The sequence below is a fragment of the Diaphorobacter sp. JS3050 genome (assembly GCF_013154915.1).
GTDB lineage: Bacteria > Pseudomonadota > Gammaproteobacteria > Burkholderiales > Burkholderiaceae_C > Diaphorobacter > Diaphorobacter nitroreducens.
The window spans coordinates 2,811,044-2,830,465 of sequence record NZ_CP053553.1; the positions used below are offsets into that span (position 1 = coordinate 2,811,044).

The following is a 19,422-nucleotide window of genomic DNA, read 5'->3' on the forward strand; positions in this document are numbered from 1 at the left end:
GGTGCCTCAGTCGTTCTCCGTGAACTGCTCGAAGCACTCCTTGAGCCGGTGGTGCCATGCGCGCTTGTCGGCTTCGGCGGCAAAGCTGGCCTCGAAGCTGTTCCAGGCCAACTGGTAGGCATGGCGCGCCGTGAGCGCCGGCACCGCCGCGAAGAGCTGCGTGAAGTTGTCGTTGACGTAACCGCCGAAGTACGCGGGATCGTCGGAGTTCACGGTCACCGCCAGCCCCGCCTCCAGCAACTGCAGCAGGTTGTGATCGGCCAGGCGCGGGAACACGCACAGCTTCAGGTTGGACAAGGGGCACACGGTGAGCGGTATGCGCTCATCGGCCAGTCGGCGCATCAGCGCCGGGTCGTGAACGGCCTGCACGCCGTGGTCGATGCGCTCGGCCTGCAGCACGTCCAGCGCGCTCCAGATATAGGCCGGCGGACCCTCTTCACCCGCATGGGCCACCACGTGCAGGCCCAGGGCGCGGCAGCGCTCGAACACGCGGGCGAACTTCTCGGGCGGGTGGCCTCGCTCGCTACTGTCCAGCCCCACGCCGACGATGCGGTCCAGCAGCGGCAGGGCCTGCTCCAGCGTGGCGAGGGCGTCCTCCTCGCTCAGGTGCCGCAGAAAGCACAGGATGAGCGACGCAGACAGGCCGTGGCTGCTGCGCGCGTCCGCGCAGGCACGGTGCAGCCCGTTGATCACGGTCTCGATGTGCACGCCCCGCGCGGTGTGCGTCTGCGGGTCGAAGAAGATTTCCGCATGCGCTACGTTATCCATAGCTGCTCGCGCAAGATAGGCGCGGGCCATGTCGTAAAAATCCTGCTCATGCAGCAGCACGCTGGCGCCTGCGTAATAGATGTCCAGGAAGCTCTGCAGATCGGTGAAGGCGTAGGCACGGCGCAGTTCTTCCACGCTGGCGTAGGGCAGCGGCACACCGTTGCGTTGTGCCAGCGCGAAGATCATCTCGGGCTCGAGCGAGCCCTCGATGTGGATGTGCAGTTCGGCCTTGGGCATGGCCCTCAGCAGGCCGGGCAGGCGTTCGGCGGGAATGGGCGGGACCTTGAACATCGGCAGGCTCCAAAAAATGAGGCCGCAACCTACGGGACATCGCGGCGGTAGGCCGATGATGCCTTGTCGGCGCCCATGTGCAACACCTCCCGGCCCGCAACGGCGGGCATGGCCATACCGACAAAAAAGCCACCCCGAAGGGTGGCTCGTTGTACCGGGCGGACGATCTCCGCAAAGAAAGCCGCCTGGTGCGGCAATGGCCGCTTACTTCTTGTCGCCGCCGGGCACCTGGCCCTCCACGCCCTTGACGTAGAAGCTGATGCTGGTGAGGAACTTGTCATCAGCCACTGCGCCCTGGTCGAGGACGGTCTTGCCCGCGTTGTCCACGATGGGGCCCTTCCAGATCACGAAGCTGCCATCCTTCAGGCCGTTCTTGGCCGCATCGACCTTGGCCTTGGCCTCGGCGGGCACGTCCTCGGCGATGGAGACGAGGTCGATCGCGCCTTCCTTCACACCCCACCAGTGCTGGCCGGTGGTCCAGGTGCCTTCCAGCACGTCCTTGGTGGCCTTGGTGTAGTACGGAGCCCAGTTGATGATGGCCGACGCCAGGTGGGCCTTGGGGCCGTACGCCGTCATGTCGCTGTCCCAGCCGAAGGCGCGCTTGCCCTTTTCCTGTGCGGTCTTGAGCACGGCGGGCGAGTCGGTGTTCTGGAACAGCACGTCGGCGCCGCCATTGATCAGCGAAGTGGCGGCTTCGGTCTCCTTCGGCGGGCTGAACCACTCGTTGACCCAGACCACCTTGGTCTTGATCTGGGGGTTCACGCTCTGCGCGCCCAGCGTGAAGCTGTTGATGTTGCGGATCACCTCGGGAATCGGCACCGAGCCCACCACGCCCAGCGTATTGGTCTTGGTCATGGCGCCCGCGATGATGCCCGCGAGGTACGCGCCCTCGTAGGTGCGGCTGTCGTAGATGCGCGTGTTGTCGCTGGTCTTGTAGCCGGTGGCGTGCTCGAACTTCACGTCCTTGAACTCGGCACCCAGCTTCTGGATCACGTCCATGTAGCCGAACGTGGTGCCGAAGATCAGCTTGTTGCCCTGCGTGACCATGTCGCGCAGCACGCGCTCGGCATCTGGGCCTTCGGGCACGCTTTCGACGTACGACGTCTGGATCTTGTCGCCGAACTCGGCCTCCAGCTTCTTGCGCGCCTGGTCATGCGCGTAGGACCAGCCGCCATCGCCCACAGGTCCCACGTAAGCGAAGGCGATCTTCAGCGGGCCGGCCGCAGCCGCTGGTGCCGCAGCCGGCGCGGGGGCCGCCGGAGCCGGCTCCTCCTTCTTGCCGCAGGCCACCAAAGCGGTGGCGGCGACGGCCGTCAGTGCAGCCATCTGGAACAGGGAACGTTTGCGCAGATCAGTCATGGTTTTTCTTTCGTCGGAATGTGAAAGCGGACCCAGGTTTCAAAGCAAAAGGCGCGCCCATCTTGAGGGGCGCGCCCGTGTTTGTCACTTGCCGTCGGTGCCGGGCACCTTGCCCTCCACGCCGGCCACGTAGAAATTGATGCCGGAGAGGAACTTCAGGTCGCCCACCGTGCCGGCGGCCAGCACTTCCTTGCCAGCGTTGTCCTTGATGGGGCCGGTCCAGACGGCAAAGCTGCCGTCCTGCATGCCTGCCTTGGCCTTGGCCACGCGGTCCTTGATCTCCTGCGGCACGTCGTCAGCAATCTTCAAGAGGTCGATCGCCCCTCCTTCACACCCCACCAGTGCGCGCCGCCCTGCCACTTGCCGGCCAGCGTGTCCTCGACCACCTTGGTGTAGTAGGGCGTCCAGTCGATCACGGCCGAGCCCAGGTGCGCCTTGGGCGCATAGGCGCTCATGTCGCCGTCCTTGCCGAAGGCGCGCGCGCCGCGCTCCTCCGCCGCCTTGAGCACGGCCGGCGAGTTGGTGTTCTGGTACATCACGTCCACGCCGCCGTTGAGCAGCGATGCGGCGGCCTCGGCCTCCTTGGGCGGGCTGAACCATTCATTGACCCACACCACCTTGGCCTTGATCGACGGGTCCACGCTCTGCGCGCCCAGCACGAAGCTGTTGATGTTGCGCACCACTTCGGGGATCGGCACCGAGGCCACCACCCCCACGGTCTTGGTCTTGCTCATCCCGCCCGCAACGATGCCCGCGAGGTACGCGCCTTCGAAGGTCTTGGTGTCGTAGGTGGCGACGTTGTCGGCCTGCTTGTAACCAGTGGCGTGCTCGAACTTCACGTCCTTCAGGTCGGCCGCGACCTTCTGCACGAACTCCTGGTAGCCGAAGCTCGTGGCAAAGATCAGCTTGTTGCCCTGGCCTGCCATGTCGCGCATCACGCGCTCGGCGTCTGCGCTCTCGGGCACGCTCTCGACGAACGAGGTCTCGATGCGGTCGCCGAACTTCTCCTGGATCGCCTTGCGGCCCAGCTCATGCTGGTAGGTCCAGCCGCCATCGCCGATGGGGCTCACATACATGAAACCGATCTTCAGCTTGTCGGCTGCGGGTGCGGCGGCCGGCGCCGGTGCGGCGGCAGGCGCCTCTTCCTTCTTGCCGCAGGCCGCCAGCGTGGCGAGGGCCACAGCCGACAGGGCCACAGCCTTTAAAAGGGATCGTTTGTTCAGTACGTTCATTGCGATGGGTTTTATGGATGGAAAACGGGGTCAGCTGCCCGGATGGAACGGCTTTCCGAGCGCGGCCGGCATGTTCGCACGAATCCAGGCCGGGTTGCGCGAAATGAGGACCAGCACCACGATGGTCGCCACATAGGGCAGCATGGACAGCAACTGGCTGGCCACCTGCACGCCCGTGGCCTGCAGGTGGAACTGCAGCATGGTCACGCCGCCGAACAGGTAGGCGCCCAGCAGCACGCGCGCGGGCCGCCAGGTGGCGAAAGTGGTCAGCGCCAGCGCGATCCAGCCGCGCCCGGCCACCATGCCCTCCACCCACAGCGGCGTGTACACGGTGGAGATGTAGGCGCCCGCCAGCCCGCACAGCGCACCGCCCGCCGCCACGGCTCCCAGGCGAATGCCACGCACGGGGTAGCCCAGCGCGTGGGCGGATTCGGGCGACTCGCCGACCGAGCGCAGCACCAGGCCGGCGCGCGTGCGGTAGAGGAACCACACCAGGAGCGCCACCAGCACCACGGTCAGATAGACCAGCGGGTGCAACCTGAACAGCGCCTGGCCCACCACCGGCAGATCGCCCAACACCGGCCAGGCGAACTTGGGCGTGTCCGGCAGCTTGGCCTGCACATAGCCGATGCCCACGAAGGCCGAGAAGCCCACGCCAAACAGGCTCAGGGCCAGGCCGGTGGCGTACTGGTTGGTGTTGAACCAGATCACCAGCACGCCGAACAGCGCCGCCAGCACCGCGCCGGCCGCCATGCCCGCGAGCAGCCCCAGCGTGAAGCTGCCCGTGTGCACCACGGTGGCAAACGCGGCGATGGCCGCGCACAGCATCATGCCCTCGGCCCCCAGGTTGACGATGCCGGCCTTCTCGTTGATCAGCAGGCCCAGCGCGGCGATGGCCAGCACCGTGCCTGCGCTCAGCGTGCTGCCCAGCAGCAATGCGTACGATTCCATCACGCGCGCCCTCCCCTGGCACCCACCCACCGCACGCGGTAGGCAATCAAGGTGTCACATGCCAGCAGCGTGAACAGCAGCAGGCCCTGGAACACGCCCGTGAGCGACTTCGGCAACCCCATGCGCGACTGCGCCAGTTCGCCGCCGATGTAGAACATGCTCATCAGCAGCGCCGACAGCACCATGCCCACCGGATGCAGCCGCCCTACGAAGGCCACGATGATGGCCGCAAAGCCATAGCCCGCCGGGACATACGGCGTGAGCTGGCCGATGGGTCCGGCCACTTCCAGCGCCCCCGCCAGGCCGCCGGAGATCAGCAGCGCCGTCCACAGCGCGCGCCGCGACGAAAAGCCCGCGTAGCGCGCCGCCGCCGGCGCCAGCCCGCCCACCTGCAGCGCGAAGCCCGCGCGCATGCGGAACAGAAACACCCACAGCAGCGCCGCACCCAGCAGCGCCAGCGGCAGCCCGATGGTCACGCGCGAGCCCGTGAACAGCTTGGGCATCTGCGTGACGGGCTCGAACATCTTGGTCTGCGGGAAGTTGAAGCCCATCGGGTCCTTCCACGGCCCATACACGAGGTAGCCCAGCAACAGCGTGGCCACGTACACCAGCATCAGGCTGACCAGGATTTCGTTGGCATTGAAGCGGTCGCGCAGCAGCGCCGTGATGCCCGCCCACGCCATGCCCCCCAGCACTCCGGCAACCAGGATGACAGGCACGATCCACGGACCGGTGGCCTTGTCGGCCAGCAGTGCCACGCCGCCCGCAGCCACGGCGCCGATCACGAACTGCCCCTCCGCGCCAATGTTCCAGACATTGGAGCGAAAACACACCGCCAGCCCCAGCGCGATGAGCAGCAACGGGGTGGCTTTCACGGCCAATTCGCCCAACGCATAGGGCGACTTGATAGGCTCCCAGAAGAACACCTGCAGCCCGCGCACCGGGTCCTTGCCCAGGGCCGCAAACAGCAGCACGCCGATCAGCACCGTGATCGCCAGCGCAAGCAGCGGCGAGCCAAAAACGAACAGGCGCGACGCCTCGGGGCGCGCCTCAAGCTTGAGCATGGCCGGCCTCCTCGGGTGCGCTGGTCGCGCGCAGGTGCGCCTGCACCTCGGCGTGCCACAGGCCGCTCATCCATTCGCCGATGCGCTCCACCGTCGCCTCGGCGCGTGGCACGGACGGCGACAGATGCCCCTTGGCCAGCACGTGCAGCCGGTCACAGATTTCGAACAATTCGTCCAACTCCTCGCTAAGCACCAGCACGGCACAGCCCTGGTCGCGCAGCTTCAATATCTCGCCGCGGATCTGCGCGGCCGCGCCCACGTCCACGCCCCAGGTGGGCTGCGAGACGATGAGCAGACGCGGGCCGGCGTCGATCTCGCGCCCCACGATGAATTTCTGCAGGTTGCCGCCCGACAGCGACTTGGCCGCCGCATTCGGCCCGCCCGCCTTGACCTGAAAGCGCGCGATGATGGCGCGCGCCTGCGCCTGCAGTTGCCCCATGCGCAGCCAGCCGAAAGCGCCCACCGCATCGGTGCGGGTCAGCAGCAGGTTGTGCGCCAGCCCCATGCTGGGCACGGCGCCGCGGCCCAGGCGCTCTTCGGGCACGAAGTGCAGGCCCAGCGCGCGGCGCTGGCGCGGGTTCATGCGGCCGACGGGCACCAGCCCCTGCGGCCCCGCCACCTGCACCATGGCGGGCGCGGCGCGCTGGTCCTCGCCCGACAGGGCGTAGAGCAACTCTTTCTGCCCATTGCCCGAGATGCCGGCAATGCCCACCACCTCGCCCGCACGCACCTCCAGGTCGATGTCGATGAGCGGCACGCCGAAGGGGTCGGCCGCCGGCAGGCTCAAGGAACTGGCGCGCAGCACCACCCCGCCCGTGGTCACCTCACGGTGCGCCAGGGCCGGCGGCTCGGCGCCAATCATCATGCGCGACAGCGACGCGTTGGACTCCTGCGAAGGATCGCACACGCCTGTGACCACCCCGCCGCGCATCACCGTGCAGGCCGTGCACAGCGCGCGGATTTCATGCAGCTTGTGGCTGATGTAGAGAATGCTGCATCCCTCGCTGGCCAATTGCTTGAGTACCACGAAGAGCTTGTCCACCGCCTGCGGCGTGAGCACCGAGGTGGGCTCGTCCAGGATCAGTAGCTTGGGCTGCGTGAGCAGCGCGCGGATGATCTCCACGCGCTGCATCTCGCCCACGCTCAGGGTGTGCACGGGCCGCAGCGGGTCGATACCCAGGCCGTACTCGGAGGCCGTGGCGCGGATGCGGCGCTCCACCTCGGCCAGCGGCACGCTCTTGTCCTGGCCCAGCCAGACGTTCTCGGCCACGGTCAGGGTGTCGAACAGGCTGAAATGCTGGAACACCATGGCAATGCCCAGCTGGCGCGCCTCCTGCGGATTGCGCACCTGCACCGGGCGGCCGTCGAACAGCATCTGGCCCTCGTCGGGCTTCACGGCGCCGTAGATGATCTTCATCAGCGTGGACTTGCCGGCGCCGTTCTCGCCCAGCACCGCATGCACCTCGCTGGGCTGCACCGTGAGCGATACGCCATCGTTGGCCACCACGGCCGGGTATCGCTTGGTGATGCCCGTCAGCTGCAGCCGCGGCGCGCCGGTGGCGGGGGCAGAAGGGGGTGAGGGATTCATCCTGCGATTGTCTCCTAGTTTTTTGGACGGCTGCCTGGAATCAAAACAGCATGCAGCGCCGACCCACCGGGCGCCAGCAGCTACTTTTTTTATAGCAAACCGTCGGCCACCAACCACGCCGGCGGGGTTGTGTGTACCGCCCTATGGTCAAGCCGGCGCCTGCGGCATACCCTTGGGTACATGACAACGCCCCGCCCCATACGCTTCGTCCGCCGCGGCCGCACCGTGCAGTTGCACGGCATCGCGCCCGACCGCACCCTGCTGGAGATTCTGCGCGAGGACCTGGGCGCCACCGGCACCAAGGAGGGCTGCGGCGAAGGCGACTGCGGCGCCTGCACCGTGGTGCTGGGCGAGGCGCGCCAGGGCCGCATGCACTACCAGGCCGTCAACAGCTGCATCCGCCTGGCCCATTCCATCGACGGCATGGCGCTGTGGACGGTGGAGGACCTGGCGCACGACCCGCTGATCCGGCCCGCGTCCGGCCCAAAGGGCAGCGCACTGCATCCCGTGCAGGAGGCGCTGGTCCAATGCCACGGCTCGCAGTGCGGGTTTTGCACGCCGGGTTTTGCCATGAGCCTGTTCGGCCTGTACCAGAACGAGGTCTGCCAGAACCGAGGCATCACGCGCACGCAGGCGGCCGAGGCACTGTCGGGCAACCTGTGCCGCTGCACGGGCTACCGCCCCATCCTGGATGCCGCACAGCAGATGCAGCAACTGCCGCGCGTGCAGGTGGACGAAACCGCATTGCTACAACAATTGGAGCTACTCGCGCTTGCCCCGCAAGCGCTAGAGGCAGATTTCTCTTATATCTCGCCGGCCACGCTCCCTGATCTGCTGGCCGCGCGCGCCGCCCACCCCGACGCGCAACTGGTGGCCGGCGCCACCGACCTGGGCCTGTGGATCACCAAGCAGCACCGCCGCTTCCCGCGCCTGTTGGACGTGACGCGCGCCGCGGAACTGACCGGCGTGGTCGAGCACGACGGCCAGCTCACGCTGGGCGCGGCCGTATCGCTCACCGATGCCTTCTCTGCGCTGCAGGCCCGCTGGCCGCAACTGCACCGCTTTGCCGCGCGCTTTGCGGGTCTGCCGGTGCGCAACAGCGGCACGCTGGGGGGCAACGTGGCCAACGGCTCGCCCATTGGCGACTCGATGCCGCTGCTGATCGCGCTGGGGGCGCAGGTGGAGCTGGCCAGCACGCGCGGCAGCCGGCGCATGCCCCTGGAGGATTTCTACACCGGCTACCGGCAGAACCAGTTGGCAGCAGACGAGCTGCTCACCTTCATCCACCTACCTCTGCCCACGCCGGACCAGGGGCTGGCGGACCAGCGGCTGGCGGCCTACAAAGTCTCCAAGCGCTTCGACGACGACATCTCTGCCGTGTGCCTGGCCATCCAGCTGCGCATCGAAGGGCAGACCATCACCCAGGCGCGCATCGGCGCGGGCGGCGTGGCCGCCACCCCGGCACGCGCCCGCCAGACCGAGGCTGCGCTGACCGGCCAGCCCTGGACCGCCGCAACGGCGGAGCGCGCCGCCGCCGTGCTGCAGGCCGAATTCAACCCCATCAGCGACATGCGCGCGAGCGGCGCCTATCGCCGTGAAGTGCTGGGCGCGCTGGTGCGCCGCTTTTGGCGCGAGACCCGCGGCGGTGCGGAAACCCCAGCGCTGGAGCGCCTGCAACCCCTGACGCTGGAGGCCACGCCATGAAGCGCGATGACGACCACGCTCCCACTGCGCGCACGACCGCTGGCCGCGCGGCCGCTGGCAATCCAACGGTCATGACCCAGCCCGCGATGGGCCAGCCCGCGATGGGCCAGCCCGCCATGGGCCAGCCCGCCATGGGCCAGCCCCACGCGCACGAGAGCGCACGCGCACAGGTGGCAGGCAGCGCCCACTACATCGACGACCTGCCCGAGGTAAAGGGCACGCTCTACGCCGCCCCCATCCTCAGCACCGTGGCGCACGGGCGGCTGGAAAGCGTGGACACGCAAGCCGCGCTGCAGCTCGCGGGCGTGCACGGCGTGGTGCTGGCACAGGACATTCCGGGCGATCCGGTACTGGCGGCGTTCGCCCATGATGAGCCGGTGTTCGCGCAGGCTACGGTGCAACACATCGGCCAGGTGATCGGCCTGGTGGTGGCCGAGTCGGTGATGCAGGCGCGGCGCGCGGCGCGGCAGGTGAAGCTGAGCATCACCGCCCTGCCCGCCATTCTCACCATACGGGACGCCTTGGCCGCCGAGAGCTATGTTCTACCGCCCGTGCACGTACGCCGGGGCGACGCGGCCCAGGCGCTGGCGCAGGCGCCGCACCGCCTGCAGGGGCGTCTGGAAGTCGGCGGGCAGGAGCATTTCTATCTGGAGGGTCAGATCGCCTATGCCCTGCCGCAGGAACAGGGGCAGTGGCTGATCCACTCCAGCACCCAGCACCCCGGCGAGGTGCAGCACTGGGTGGCGCATGCGCTGGGCATCGACAGCCACGCGGTGCGCGTGGAGTGCCGGCGCATGGGCGGCGGCTTTGGCGGCAAGGAAACGCAGGCCGGCCACCTGGCCGTGTGGGCGGCGCTGGCGGCGCACAAGTTCGGCCGGCCCGTCAAGCTGCGCCTGGACCGCGACGACGACTTCATGGTCACCGGCAAGCGCCACCCCTTCGCCTACGAATGGGATGTGGGCTTTGACGACGCCGGGCGCATCACCGGCCTCAAACTGATGATGGCCGCCAACTGCGGCTTCAGCGCCGATCTGTCGGGCCCCGTAGCCGACCGCGCGGTGTTCCACTGCGACAACGCGTACTTCCTGGAGCATGTGGAGATCGCCTCGTACCGCTGCAAGACGCACACCCAGAGCCATACCGCGTTCCGCGGCTTTGGCGGGCCGCAGGGGGTGATCGCCATCGAGACCATCCTGGGCGACATCGCCCGCGCCCTGGGCCGGGACGCGCTGGACGTGCGCCTGGCCAACCTCTACGGGCTGCACGAACGCAACGTGACCCACTACCTGATGACCGTGGAGGACAACATCCTGCACGATTTGCTACCGCAATTGGAGCAGTCTGCGCTCTACAGGCAACGGCAGGAGGCCGTTTCGGCATGGAATGCCGCGAACCCCGTGCTCAAGCGCGGCTTGGGCCTGACGCCGGTGAAGTTCGGCATCAGCTTCACGGCCACGCTGTTCAACCAGGCCGGGGCGCTGGTGCATGTGTACACCGACGGCAGCGTGCAGGTGAACCACGGTGGCACCGAGATGGGCCAGGGCCTGCACACCAAGGTGGCGCAGATCGTGGCCGATGAGCTGGGCGTGCCCCTCTCCCGCGTGCTGGTCACCGCCAGCGACACTGCCAAGGTGCCCAACGCCAGCGCCACCGCCGCCAGCAGCGGCACCGACCTGAACGGCCGCGCCGCGCAGTTCGCGGCGCGCCATGTGCGCGACAACCTGGCGGCGTTCGTCTGCGGGCTGGACGGCTGCGGCGCGGGCGCCATCCGCTTCGCGGGTGGACAGGTCATATCCCCCAAGCGCACGCGGCGCTGGGAGGACGTGGTGAAGGAGGCCTACGCCAACCGCATCCAGCTGTGGAGCGACGGCTTTTACCGCACGCCCAAGATCCACTACGACAAGACCACGCTCACCGGCCGGCCCTTCTACTACTTCGCCTATGGCGCCGCCTGCACCGAGGTGGCCATCGACACCCACACCGGCGAGAGCCGCGTGCTGGCCGTGGACATCCTGCACGACGTGGGCCACAGCATCAACCCGGCCATCGACCTCGGCCAGATCGAGGGCGGTTTCGTGCAGGGCATGGGGTGGCTTACCACCGAGCAACTGGTGTGGAACGACGAAGGACGCCTGGCCACGCACGCCCCCAGCACCTACAAGATCCCCGCCACGGGCGACGTGCCCGAGCACCTGCGCGTGCAGCTGTGGCACCAGCCCAACCGCGAGGACAACGTGGGCGGCAGCAAGGCCGTGGGCGAGCCCCCGTTCATGCTGGCCATCAGCGTGTACGAAGCACTGCGCAATGCAATCGCTGCGGCCCGGGGGGACGACGCCGATGCGCGCGCGCCCGTGCAACTGACCGCGCCCGCCACGGCAGAGAACGTGCTGCGCGCGCTCGGGCGGCTGGAGTAACCCGCCGCCGTGTGCGGCCATGCCAGCCGAGCCCTTCAGGCCGGTACCTGCACGCTGCCTACGGCGATGCGGTTGCGCCCGGCGCGCTTGGCCTGGTAGCAGGCCATGTCGGCGGCATAGAGCAGCGCCGCCACACCGTGCGCACCGGGCGCCAGCGGGACCAGCCCCACGCTCAGGCCCAGGGTGAAGCTGCGCCCGCCATATGCGGGCTCCCACGCCTGCACGGCGGCGCGCAACTGCTCGGCCACGGCCTGCCCGCGCGCCAAGGAGCTGCCCGGCAGCACGATGGCGAACTCATCGCCGCCCACGCGCGCAGCCCAGCCGTTGTGCCGCACTTCCGATTCGAGCAGACGTGCCAGATGGCGCAGTACGTCATCGCCCGCATCATGGCCGGCAACGTCGTTGACCACGGTGAAATGGTCCAGGTCCATGAACAGCAGCACCCCGCCGTCTTCCTCCGGCACACCCCGCGGGCCCCGCGCAGCACGCGCGTCCAGCAGCATCTGCAGGCGCAACTCAAACTCCGCGCGGTTGAGCAGTTGGGTCAAGGGGTCGTGGGCGCGCTCCCAGGACTGCTGCTGGCGCGCTGCACGCTCCGCAGTGAAGTCCTCCAGCGTCCACACCAGGCCGCTGGACGGCACGCCGGGCTCCACCAGTTGCCCCTGCGCGCGCACCCACAGCGTGCTGCCGTCCTTGCGCAGCAGCGGCAGTTCGCCATCGAAGCTGCCGTGGGCCGCAAACCGCGCACGCACCTGCTGGGCCACATCCACTGCGCCGGGCGGCGAAGCCAGCAGATCCGTCAGCCGGCGCCCCTGGAGCTGCGCCGGCGCATAGCCCAGCATGCGGCCGGCCTGCTGGCTCACGACCTCCACCTGCTCGTCGCGGCTGACGACGATGCCCAGCGGCACGTGCGCCAGCACCGCACGCAACTGGCGCGCCGACGCCTCCGACCCACGCTGTTGCAGCCGCCGGTGTTCCAGCAGCCGGGTGCAGACGCGCACCACATCGTCCACCTCGCCAGGGCTGTGCGGCCATGGGCCGTCATGCCCGGCGGACCCGCTCGCCGGCGCACCAGCGGCCTCTGCGTCCATCAGCGCTCGGGCACGCTGGCGCAGCAGGATCAGTGGGCGCGCGATCCACAGCATGGCGCCCAGCGCCAGCAGGGCCACCAGCGCCGTGGCCGTGGCCGCGAGCGCCCAGGCCCGGCGCTGGACGCCCTGCATTGGCGCCAGCACGGCCTGCGAAGCGCTCACCCGGGCCACCACCCATTGCGGCATGGGCACGCTGGCCAAGCTCACCACGTGGTCCGCCTGCACGGTGGTTTGCGCGCGTCCGGCCAGCGGCGCATCGTCCGCGCGGCGCCAGCGCGCATAGGCCTCGCCCAGGCCGGGCTCATCGGCCACCTGGCCCAGCACGCGCTCCATATTGGGGTGCGCCAGGATCACCCCGTCGCGCGTGAACACCACCAGTTGCGAGTCGCTGCGCGCAGGCAGCGCCAGGGAATGCGGCAGCAGTCCCTGCGATTGCAGCCGCAGCACGCCCGCCACGGCCCCGATGACGCGCCCCTCCCCCCGCAGCAGCGGCATGGTGAACATCACGCGCGCCTCGGCCGGCGTGGCGCCGATGAGGCCCGACACCAGCGGCTTGCCGTCCAGCAGCGTGCGCACGAGGTAATCGCGCTCGCCCGGGTCCAGACCCGAGGCCTTTTCCAGCTTGCCATAGCGCAGGTTGATGGCGAGGTTGCCGTCCTTGCGCGCAACCTGGATGGCGTCGAAGAAGCGCACGGCCGGCAGGCCCTGCTGCAGCAGCCACTCCAGCGACGCGGGAGACTCCAACAGCTCGGGGGTAATGCCCTCGGCCACGGTGGCAAGCACCTTCTGGCTCTGCTCGATCTTGCTGGCCAGCAACCGCGCCACCAGTTCCACCTCGTCGTTCTGCTGGCTGACCAGGCGCTGCATGACCTCCTGGCCCGCGGCGCGCGACAGCACCCACACGGTGAGCATTGCGCAGAGCACGATGGCCAGCGCCGCCACCGCCAGCAGCTTGCCCACCAGCGGACCGGGCAGCCATGCGAAGCCTTCAGGCTCCCGCTCGGGCGCCACGTCTTCCCACGCGGCAACATGCTCGGGCGGTGTCATGGGCGCTCCGCGTTCGAAGCGCCCGAAACGAGAGGATCGAGGAAGGCGCGAACCATGGTCGTAGGGGGGCTGCAGCCTCACCAGAGGCCCGAACCAATATACGCAGGCACCCTCGGCTCCAGACTGGGTGGAACCCTGTGACGGCGCGGGAAAAACCCTGACGCCTCAGGCCTTCAGGTAGAGAGCGGTAACAACTGGATGCAAAAGGGCCGCCGCAGCGGCCCCATCGGGCGGAGTGCCCAGCGTGTGCTCAGGCGCCGGCCACCATCTGCAGCGCGCGGGGCTGCGGCAGGCTCAGCACGTTGCCCGTGCCAGCGATCAGGCCGTGCTCGCGCAGATGGCGCAGCACACGCGAGAGCGTCTCGGGCGCAATGCCCAACTGCGCCGCAATCAGGCGCTTGCGCTGGTGCAGCGTGACGCGCAAGCCGCCGTCTTCACTGTTTTGCGCATGGCGCAGCAGCCACTGGGCGCAGCGGGCTTCTGCGTCCTGGGCCAGGCGGCTCACGGCCAGTTCCGTCTGTTGGCAGTAACCGGTGGCCATGTCGCGCAGCAGCGCCTGTGCGCCCACGGGCAACTCATCAAAGGTGCGCTTGAAGTCCTCCAGCGGTAGCCGGCGCAACTGCACGCGGGTGTCCGCCACCATGTCCACGGCGCAGGGCTGCTCCAGCAGCGCGGTGGCGGCGTCGAGCCAGAACGGCCCTTCGACCACACCAAGCTGGTGGCGCATCACGCCGTCCTCGCGCACGCCCAGCAGCACGCGGCCACTGTCAAGGTAGAGCACGGACGCAGGTTGTTGGTGGCGCTCACGCAGCACCTCGCCCGCGGTGGCCACCTCGATCTGTGCGGACTGGTCGGAGGACGGTAGGGGGAACATGACCGCCACTGTGCCGGCGCACCGCCCGTCCTGCTTTGAGCGAAATCAAAAGTGAACGTGCAACCGCCGGCGTGCCGGGCCGCCTCACGCGCCGTTCCGGCGGGTCCGGGCGCAACAACTTGCGTTCGCAGTGTTGCAAAAACACGAAAAAGGCTGGCGGCATGATGTTTGCTTGACCACAATCGCTGCCTGACACGAAACCGTCATAACAACCCCTGCGCCAGCCGCGCATCCCCGCCCTACAGAGGAGAACCCATGTACCGCCATTTGATCGCCCTTGCCGCCGCCACGCTGTGCGCGGCCACGGCGCACGCCCAGACCTCCGTCACGCTTTCGGGTCTGACCGACGTCTACGTCGGCTCCATGAAGATGGCCGGCGACGCCGACCGCCGCTCGGTGGTCAATAGCGGTGGCATGACCACCTCGTGGTTCGGCTTCACCGGCTCCGAAGACCTGGGCGGCGGCTTGAAGGCCAACTTCCAGCTCACCTCGTTCATCCAGGTGGATGCCGGCACGCAGGGCCGCTTTCCGGGCGATACGTTTTTCTCGCGCGACGCCAACGTGAGCCTGTCGGGCAGTTTTGGCTCCGTGCTGCTGGGCCGCTGGATGGCACCCAACTTCCTGCCGTCCGTGGTGGGCAACCCGCTGGGCGACTCGTTCACGTTCTCGCCGCTGATCCTGCACAAGAACGTGCCGCTGTTCAACGCCTCCGGCTGGCAGGCCACGACCCCATCCGACACAGGCTGGAGCAACCAGATCGCCTACAGCACGCCCGACATCGGCGGCTTCAAGGCCAACCTGCAGTACCAGTTCGGCGAACTGCCGGGCGATAACGGCAAGAAGAACGTCGGCGCTAATTTCTTCTACTTCGGCGGCCCGCTGACGCTGACTGGCTAATACGAGCGCGACCAGATCAGCAACCCCGGCCAGGGCACCTACCTGGGCACGACCAAGAAGGACTGGATGCTGGCCGCAGCCTACGATTTCAACGTCGTGAAGCCGTACCTGAGCTACGGCCAGACCAAGGCCGACAACAGCCCCGGCAAGGCCAAGACGATGCAGGTCGGCGCATCGGCCCCGCTGGGCGGCGGCAGCCTGTTGGCTTCCTGGGTCAAGACCGAGCTGACGGACTCGGACCTGGACCGCAAGACCTTCACGCTGGGCTATGACTACAACCTGTCCAAGCGCACGGACGTGTACGCGATGTACATGAACGACAAGATCACCAACCAGTCCACGGGCAACAGCTTCGGCGTGGGTATCCGCCACCGGTTCTGACGAAGCCGGCCCTGTCGGCCACTGCACGGCACGCGGCGCATGGCGCCGCGTGCTTTTTTTTCGCCTGCAAATACCAATGAAAAGTGGCCCTGGCGCTCACGAAAAGAGCGCCGGCAGCTATCAATTCAATACTGTCCATCGCCCTTGCCAGGCGCATGCGCGTCACGGGCCTGTCACCCGGAAGGCCTACGCTCCCCTTTTAACAGTTACCAATTGCTACCGATGCCTGATGCTCCGCGGCTGTCTCTGCGCGCACTGCTGCCTTCGCTGTCACCCAGGGTGCGGCGGGGCGAAGGGCCGCTGGCGCGGCTGCTGCGCGCGGGTGGGCTGCACTGCGTATTCCAGCCCCTGGCCGACCTGCGCGAGGGGAACATCTATTCACACGAGGCGCTGATTCGCGGCCCGGAAAACTCGCCGCTGCAGTCGCCCGACGCCTTGCTGGCCCAGGCACGCGCCGAAGACCTGCTGCACGACTTCGAACTGCTGTGCGTCGCGCAGGCACTCACCCAATGGGGCCAGCAGGCCACGCCGGGCCGGCTGTTCGTGAACATCAGCGCCGACGCGCTGGTCTGGGGCGTCGGGCTGTGCGGCGCGGAGCCTCTGGCCCACGTGGTGCGCCGGCTGGGCGTGTCGCCGCACATGGTGGTGCTGGAGATCACCGAGCACGAGCGCGTGCACGACCTGGTGCCGCTGCGCGACGCACTGCGCCAGGTGCACGCCAGTGGCATGCGCCTGGCGCTGGACGACTTCGGCGACGGCCATTCCAGCCTGCGCCTGTGGTCGGAGGTGCGCCCCGACTTCGTGAAGATCGACAAGTACTTCACGCGCGACATCGGCCAGCACCCCGAGAAGCTGCAGATGCTGCAGGCGATCCGCGGCATTGCCGAAGTGTTCGGCACCACGCTGGTGGCCGAAGGCATCGAGACCAGCGACGAGCTGCGCGCGCTGCGCGACCTCGATATTTCCTACGGCCAGGGCTACCTGCTGGGCCGGCCCGCGCGTACCGCTCGCATGGCGATCGAGCCGCCCGCGCTGGCCGTGCTGCGGGACCGCCGCGTGGCCGTGCTGCCGCACGGCGGCCAGCCCATGCGCCCGGGCATCCTGCGCAACCTGCTCATGGCGCAGGCGCCCACCGTCACGCCCTGCACCAGCAACGACGCGGTGGCCGAGCTGTTTCGCACGCATGGCGATCTGCACGCCATTGCGGTGCTGGAGGGCGAACGCCCCGTGGCGCTCATCAACCGCCAAGAGTTCATGAACCACTACGCCACGCTGTACTTTCGCGAGGTGCACGGCCGCAAGCCCTGCATGGCGTTCGCCAGTACGTCGCCGCGCGTGGTGGAGATGGACTGCGACGTGGAGCATCTGGTGGGCATCCTCACCTCGCAGGACCAGCGCTACCTCAACGACGGTTTCATCGTCACCGACAACGGGCGCTACGCGGGCCTGGGCACCGGCGAGCAACTGGTGCGCGGCGTGACCGAAGCGCGCATCGAGGCCGCGCGCCACGCCAACCCCCTCACCTTCCTGCCCGGCAACATCCCCATCAGCCTGCACATGCAGCGCCTGCTGGACAACCGCGCGGCCTTCGTCGCCTGCTACGCCGACCTGAACCACTTCAAGCCCTTCAACGACCACTACGGCTACTGGCGCGGCGACCAGATGATCCGCCTGGTGGCGCGGCTGGCGCTGACGCACTGCGACCCGCGGGCCGACTTCGTGGGCCATGTGGGTGGTGACGACTTCATGCTGCTGTTCCAGAGCAGCGACTGGCTGGCGCGCTGCCAGCGCATCGTGGACTCGTTCGCGCGCGAGGCCATCGCCCTGTTCGATGAATCCGCGCGCCAGGAAGGCGGCATCTGGGCCGAGGACCGGCATGGCGTGAACCGTTTCTTTCGCTGCACCACGCTGTCGATCGGCGCGGTGCGCGTGTCGCCGGGCAGCATGGAGCATGCCGAAGAGGTGGCCAACCTCGCGGCGCTGGCCAAGCGCGATGCCAAGCAGTCGCACGCGGGCATCGCCTGGCGCGACGCCGGCCCAGGCGGGCTGGTCTGACTGCAATCGCCCTTGACGACCATCGATGCGGCGCGCGCCGCGCCGCGGGCCCAGGCCGGCGCGCACTAGGTCCTTACACTCCAGCGCGACAGGGTCGCCGCATCCCCATCCGCGGCCAACCTGGATATTCCAACCTACAGGAGAGACCGCCCGTGCCCATGTTCGTTGACACCTCGCCGCCCGGCCAATGCATCTTCTGCCGGCTGGTGGCCGGCGAGATCCCCAGTGCCAAGGTCTATGAGGACGCGCTCACGATCGCCTTCATGGACATCGGCCAGGTCACGCCGGGTCATGTCCTCGTTGCGACCAAACGGCATGCAGCCACCTTGCTCGACACGACCCCCGAAGAGGCCGCGGCGCTGATGCAGACCGCGCGCCGCGTCGCGCTGGCGGTGCGCACCGCCTTCGACCCGCCCGGGCTCACGCTGCTGCAGGCCAATGGCGCGCTGGGCGGGCAGACCGTGGCGCATGTGCACCTGCACGTGGTGCCGCGCCATGAGGACGACGGCATCACCTTCACCTGGCCACGCCAGGAACCGCCAGCCGCCGTGCTGGCCGGTTATGCCGAGCGCCTGCGCGCGGCGCTGTAGTCCGCGGTCAGATCGGCGAGACCACGCCGCGGCCCGCAAAGTGGCCCTCGGCGTTGGCCAGGAAGCGGTCCACGCTGGCCTGCACGGCCTCGGGCGACCAGCCGGCCACGTGCGGGGTGAGCAGCACGTTGTCCAGGCCCACCAGCTCCTGCGGCGGCGCGGGCTCGCTCTCGTACACATCCAGCCCCGCACCGGCAATGCGGCGCTCGCGCAGCGCGGCCGCCAGGGCCTGCGTGTCCACCACGCTGCCGCGCGCGATGTTCACCAGGTAGCCCTGCGGGCCCAGCGCCTGCAGCACCTCGGCATTGACGCGGTGGCACGTGGACGCCCCGCCCGGCGTGGCGCACACCAGCACGTCGCACCAGGCGGCCAGCTCCTGCAGGCTGGGGAAGTAGCGGTGCGGCACCTCCGCGCGCGGGCTGCGGTTGTGGTAGCCGATCTCCATGTCAAAGCCTGCGGCGCGGCGCGCGATCTTGTGGCCGATGGTGCCCAGCCCGAAGATGCCCAGCCGCTTGCGCGAGACATTGGGCGGCAGGCCGATCGCATCGCGCCACACGCCGGCGCGGCACTGCTGGTCCAGGGTGCGCATGCCGCGCACGATGGCAATCAGCAGCCCGAACGCATGGTCGGCCACGCAGTCGTCGTTGGTGCCTGCGCCGTTGGCCAGCGCGATGCCGCGCGCGCGGGCGGCGTCCAGCGCCACGTTCTCGTAGCCCGCGCCCAGGGCACATACCAGCTCCAGCGCCGGCATGGCGGCGATCTCCTGCGCCGTGAGACCGACGGCGCCGATGGTCAGCACCGCCCTGAAGCGCGCGCCCTGCTGTGCGATGGCCTGGGCGCGCGCGTCGGGCGTGGGGGCATAGCAGACGTCAAAACGCTGGCCGATCTGGTCCAGGTGCTGCGGCGTCATGCCGTTGAGGATAAGCAAGGGAATGCGGGTGGTGGAGGTCACGGCGTTGCTCGAAGCTGAATGCGCGCAGTGGACTACGTTTTTCATAGCTGCTCGCGCTTGTCCATAGGGCGGTACAGGCCATTTTCATCCAAATGTGTTGGACCTGCCCTGCGCCCCGCTCCAAGCCCCGGCGGGGGTGCGGGGCCTTGGGTCTGCCGCGCCAT

The 19,422-nt window shown here is 68.5% G+C and carries 12 protein-coding genes and 2 pseudogenes; 5 read left to right on the plus strand and 9 right to left on the minus strand.

Features of this window, described 5'->3' with window-relative positions:
* Nucleotides 1-6: 6 nt before the first annotated feature.
* The 6 genes and pseudogenes from HND92_RS13520 to HND92_RS13545 form a co-directional block, all read right to left on the minus strand.
* The gene (locus HND92_RS13520; RefSeq protein WP_015913824.1) at nucleotides 7-1,059 is read right to left on the minus strand and encodes an adenosine deaminase; all 1,053 of its coding nucleotides are present in this window, start codon (nucleotides 1,057-1,059) and stop codon (nucleotides 7-9) included.
* Between the two features lie 204 nt (nucleotides 1,060-1,263).
* Nucleotides 1,264-2,418 (minus strand): BMP family ABC transporter substrate-binding protein, encoded by a 1,155-nt coding sequence (locus HND92_RS13525; RefSeq protein WP_047351071.1) that lies wholly within the window; start codon nucleotides 2,416-2,418, stop codon nucleotides 1,264-1,266.
* An 84-nt stretch (nucleotides 2,419-2,502) separates the two neighbouring features.
* Nucleotides 2,503-3,650 (minus strand): annotated as a pseudogene (locus HND92_RS13530) (BMP family ABC transporter substrate-binding protein).
* A gap of 30 nt (nucleotides 3,651-3,680) precedes the next feature.
* A complete protein-coding gene (locus HND92_RS13535) occupies nucleotides 3,681-4,601 on the minus strand; it encodes an ABC transporter permease (RefSeq protein ID WP_172207694.1) in 921 nt (306 codons plus the stop codon).
* On the minus strand, nucleotides 4,601-5,665 hold the full coding sequence (locus HND92_RS13540) for an ABC transporter permease (protein ID WP_172207697.1): 1,065 nt from the start codon (nucleotides 5,663-5,665) through the stop codon (nucleotides 4,601-4,603). Before HND92_RS13540 ends, HND92_RS13535 begins: the two co-directional genes overlap by 1 nt.
* On the minus strand, nucleotides 5,652-7,253 hold the full coding sequence (locus HND92_RS13545; RefSeq protein ID WP_172207700.1) for an ABC transporter ATP-binding protein: 1,602 nt from the start codon (nucleotides 7,251-7,253) through the stop codon (nucleotides 5,652-5,654). The genes HND92_RS13540 and HND92_RS13545 overlap by 14 nt, the downstream gene beginning before the upstream one ends.
* Before the next feature lie 180 nt (nucleotides 7,254-7,433).
* On the opposite strand from HND92_RS13545, the gene xdhA reads away from it, so the two are divergent.
* Nucleotides 7,434-8,957: a xanthine dehydrogenase small subunit gene (gene xdhA, locus HND92_RS13550; protein WP_172207703.1), complete on the plus strand. Its 1,524-nt coding sequence runs from the start codon at nucleotides 7,434-7,436 to the stop codon at nucleotides 8,955-8,957.
* Between the two features lie 86 nt (nucleotides 8,958-9,043).
* Nucleotides 9,044-11,371, plus strand: coding sequence for a xanthine dehydrogenase molybdopterin binding subunit (gene xdhB, locus HND92_RS13555; RefSeq protein ID WP_371814896.1), 2,328 nt, complete (start codon nucleotides 9,044-9,046; stop codon nucleotides 11,369-11,371).
* Between the two features lie 35 nt (nucleotides 11,372-11,406).
* Here xdhB and HND92_RS13560 read toward each other — a convergent pair whose 3' ends face one another.
* Together HND92_RS13560 and HND92_RS13565 are read right to left on the minus strand one after the other, a co-directional pair.
* Nucleotides 11,407-13,509 carry a diguanylate cyclase gene (locus tag HND92_RS13560; protein ID WP_172207724.1) on the minus strand — a complete coding sequence of 701 codons (2,103 nt, stop codon included), beginning with the start codon at nucleotides 13,507-13,509 and terminating at the stop codon, nucleotides 11,407-11,409.
* A 250-nt stretch (nucleotides 13,510-13,759) separates the two neighbouring features.
* Nucleotides 13,760-14,383 (minus strand): Crp/Fnr family transcriptional regulator, encoded by a 624-nt coding sequence (locus tag HND92_RS13565; RefSeq protein ID WP_047351073.1) that lies wholly within the window; start codon nucleotides 14,381-14,383, stop codon nucleotides 13,760-13,762.
* Between the two features lie 255 nt (nucleotides 14,384-14,638).
* Here HND92_RS13565 and HND92_RS13570 point away from each other — a divergent pair.
* The 3 genes and pseudogenes from HND92_RS13570 (at nucleotide 14,639) to HND92_RS13580 (ending at nucleotide 18,306) form a co-directional block, all read left to right on the plus strand.
* Nucleotides 14,639-15,661 (plus strand): annotated as a pseudogene (locus HND92_RS13570) (porin).
* A 222-nt stretch (nucleotides 15,662-15,883) separates the two neighbouring features.
* Nucleotides 15,884-17,716 (plus strand): phosphodiesterase, encoded by a 1,833-nt coding sequence (locus HND92_RS13575; protein WP_172207727.1) that lies wholly within the window; start codon nucleotides 15,884-15,886, stop codon nucleotides 17,714-17,716.
* Between the two features lie 152 nt (nucleotides 17,717-17,868).
* The gene (locus tag HND92_RS13580) at nucleotides 17,869-18,306 is read left to right on the plus strand and encodes an HIT family protein (protein WP_015913835.1); all 438 of its coding nucleotides are present in this window, start codon (nucleotides 17,869-17,871) and stop codon (nucleotides 18,304-18,306) included.
* 7 nt (nucleotides 18,307-18,313) lie between these two features.
* Here the strand turns inward: HND92_RS13580 and HND92_RS13585 are convergent, their stop codons facing one another.
* Nucleotides 18,314-19,303, minus strand: a complete 990-nt coding sequence (locus HND92_RS13585; protein WP_172207730.1) for a 2-hydroxyacid dehydrogenase — start codon at nucleotides 19,301-19,303, stop codon at nucleotides 18,314-18,316.
* Nucleotides 19,304-19,422 lie beyond the last annotated feature (119 nt).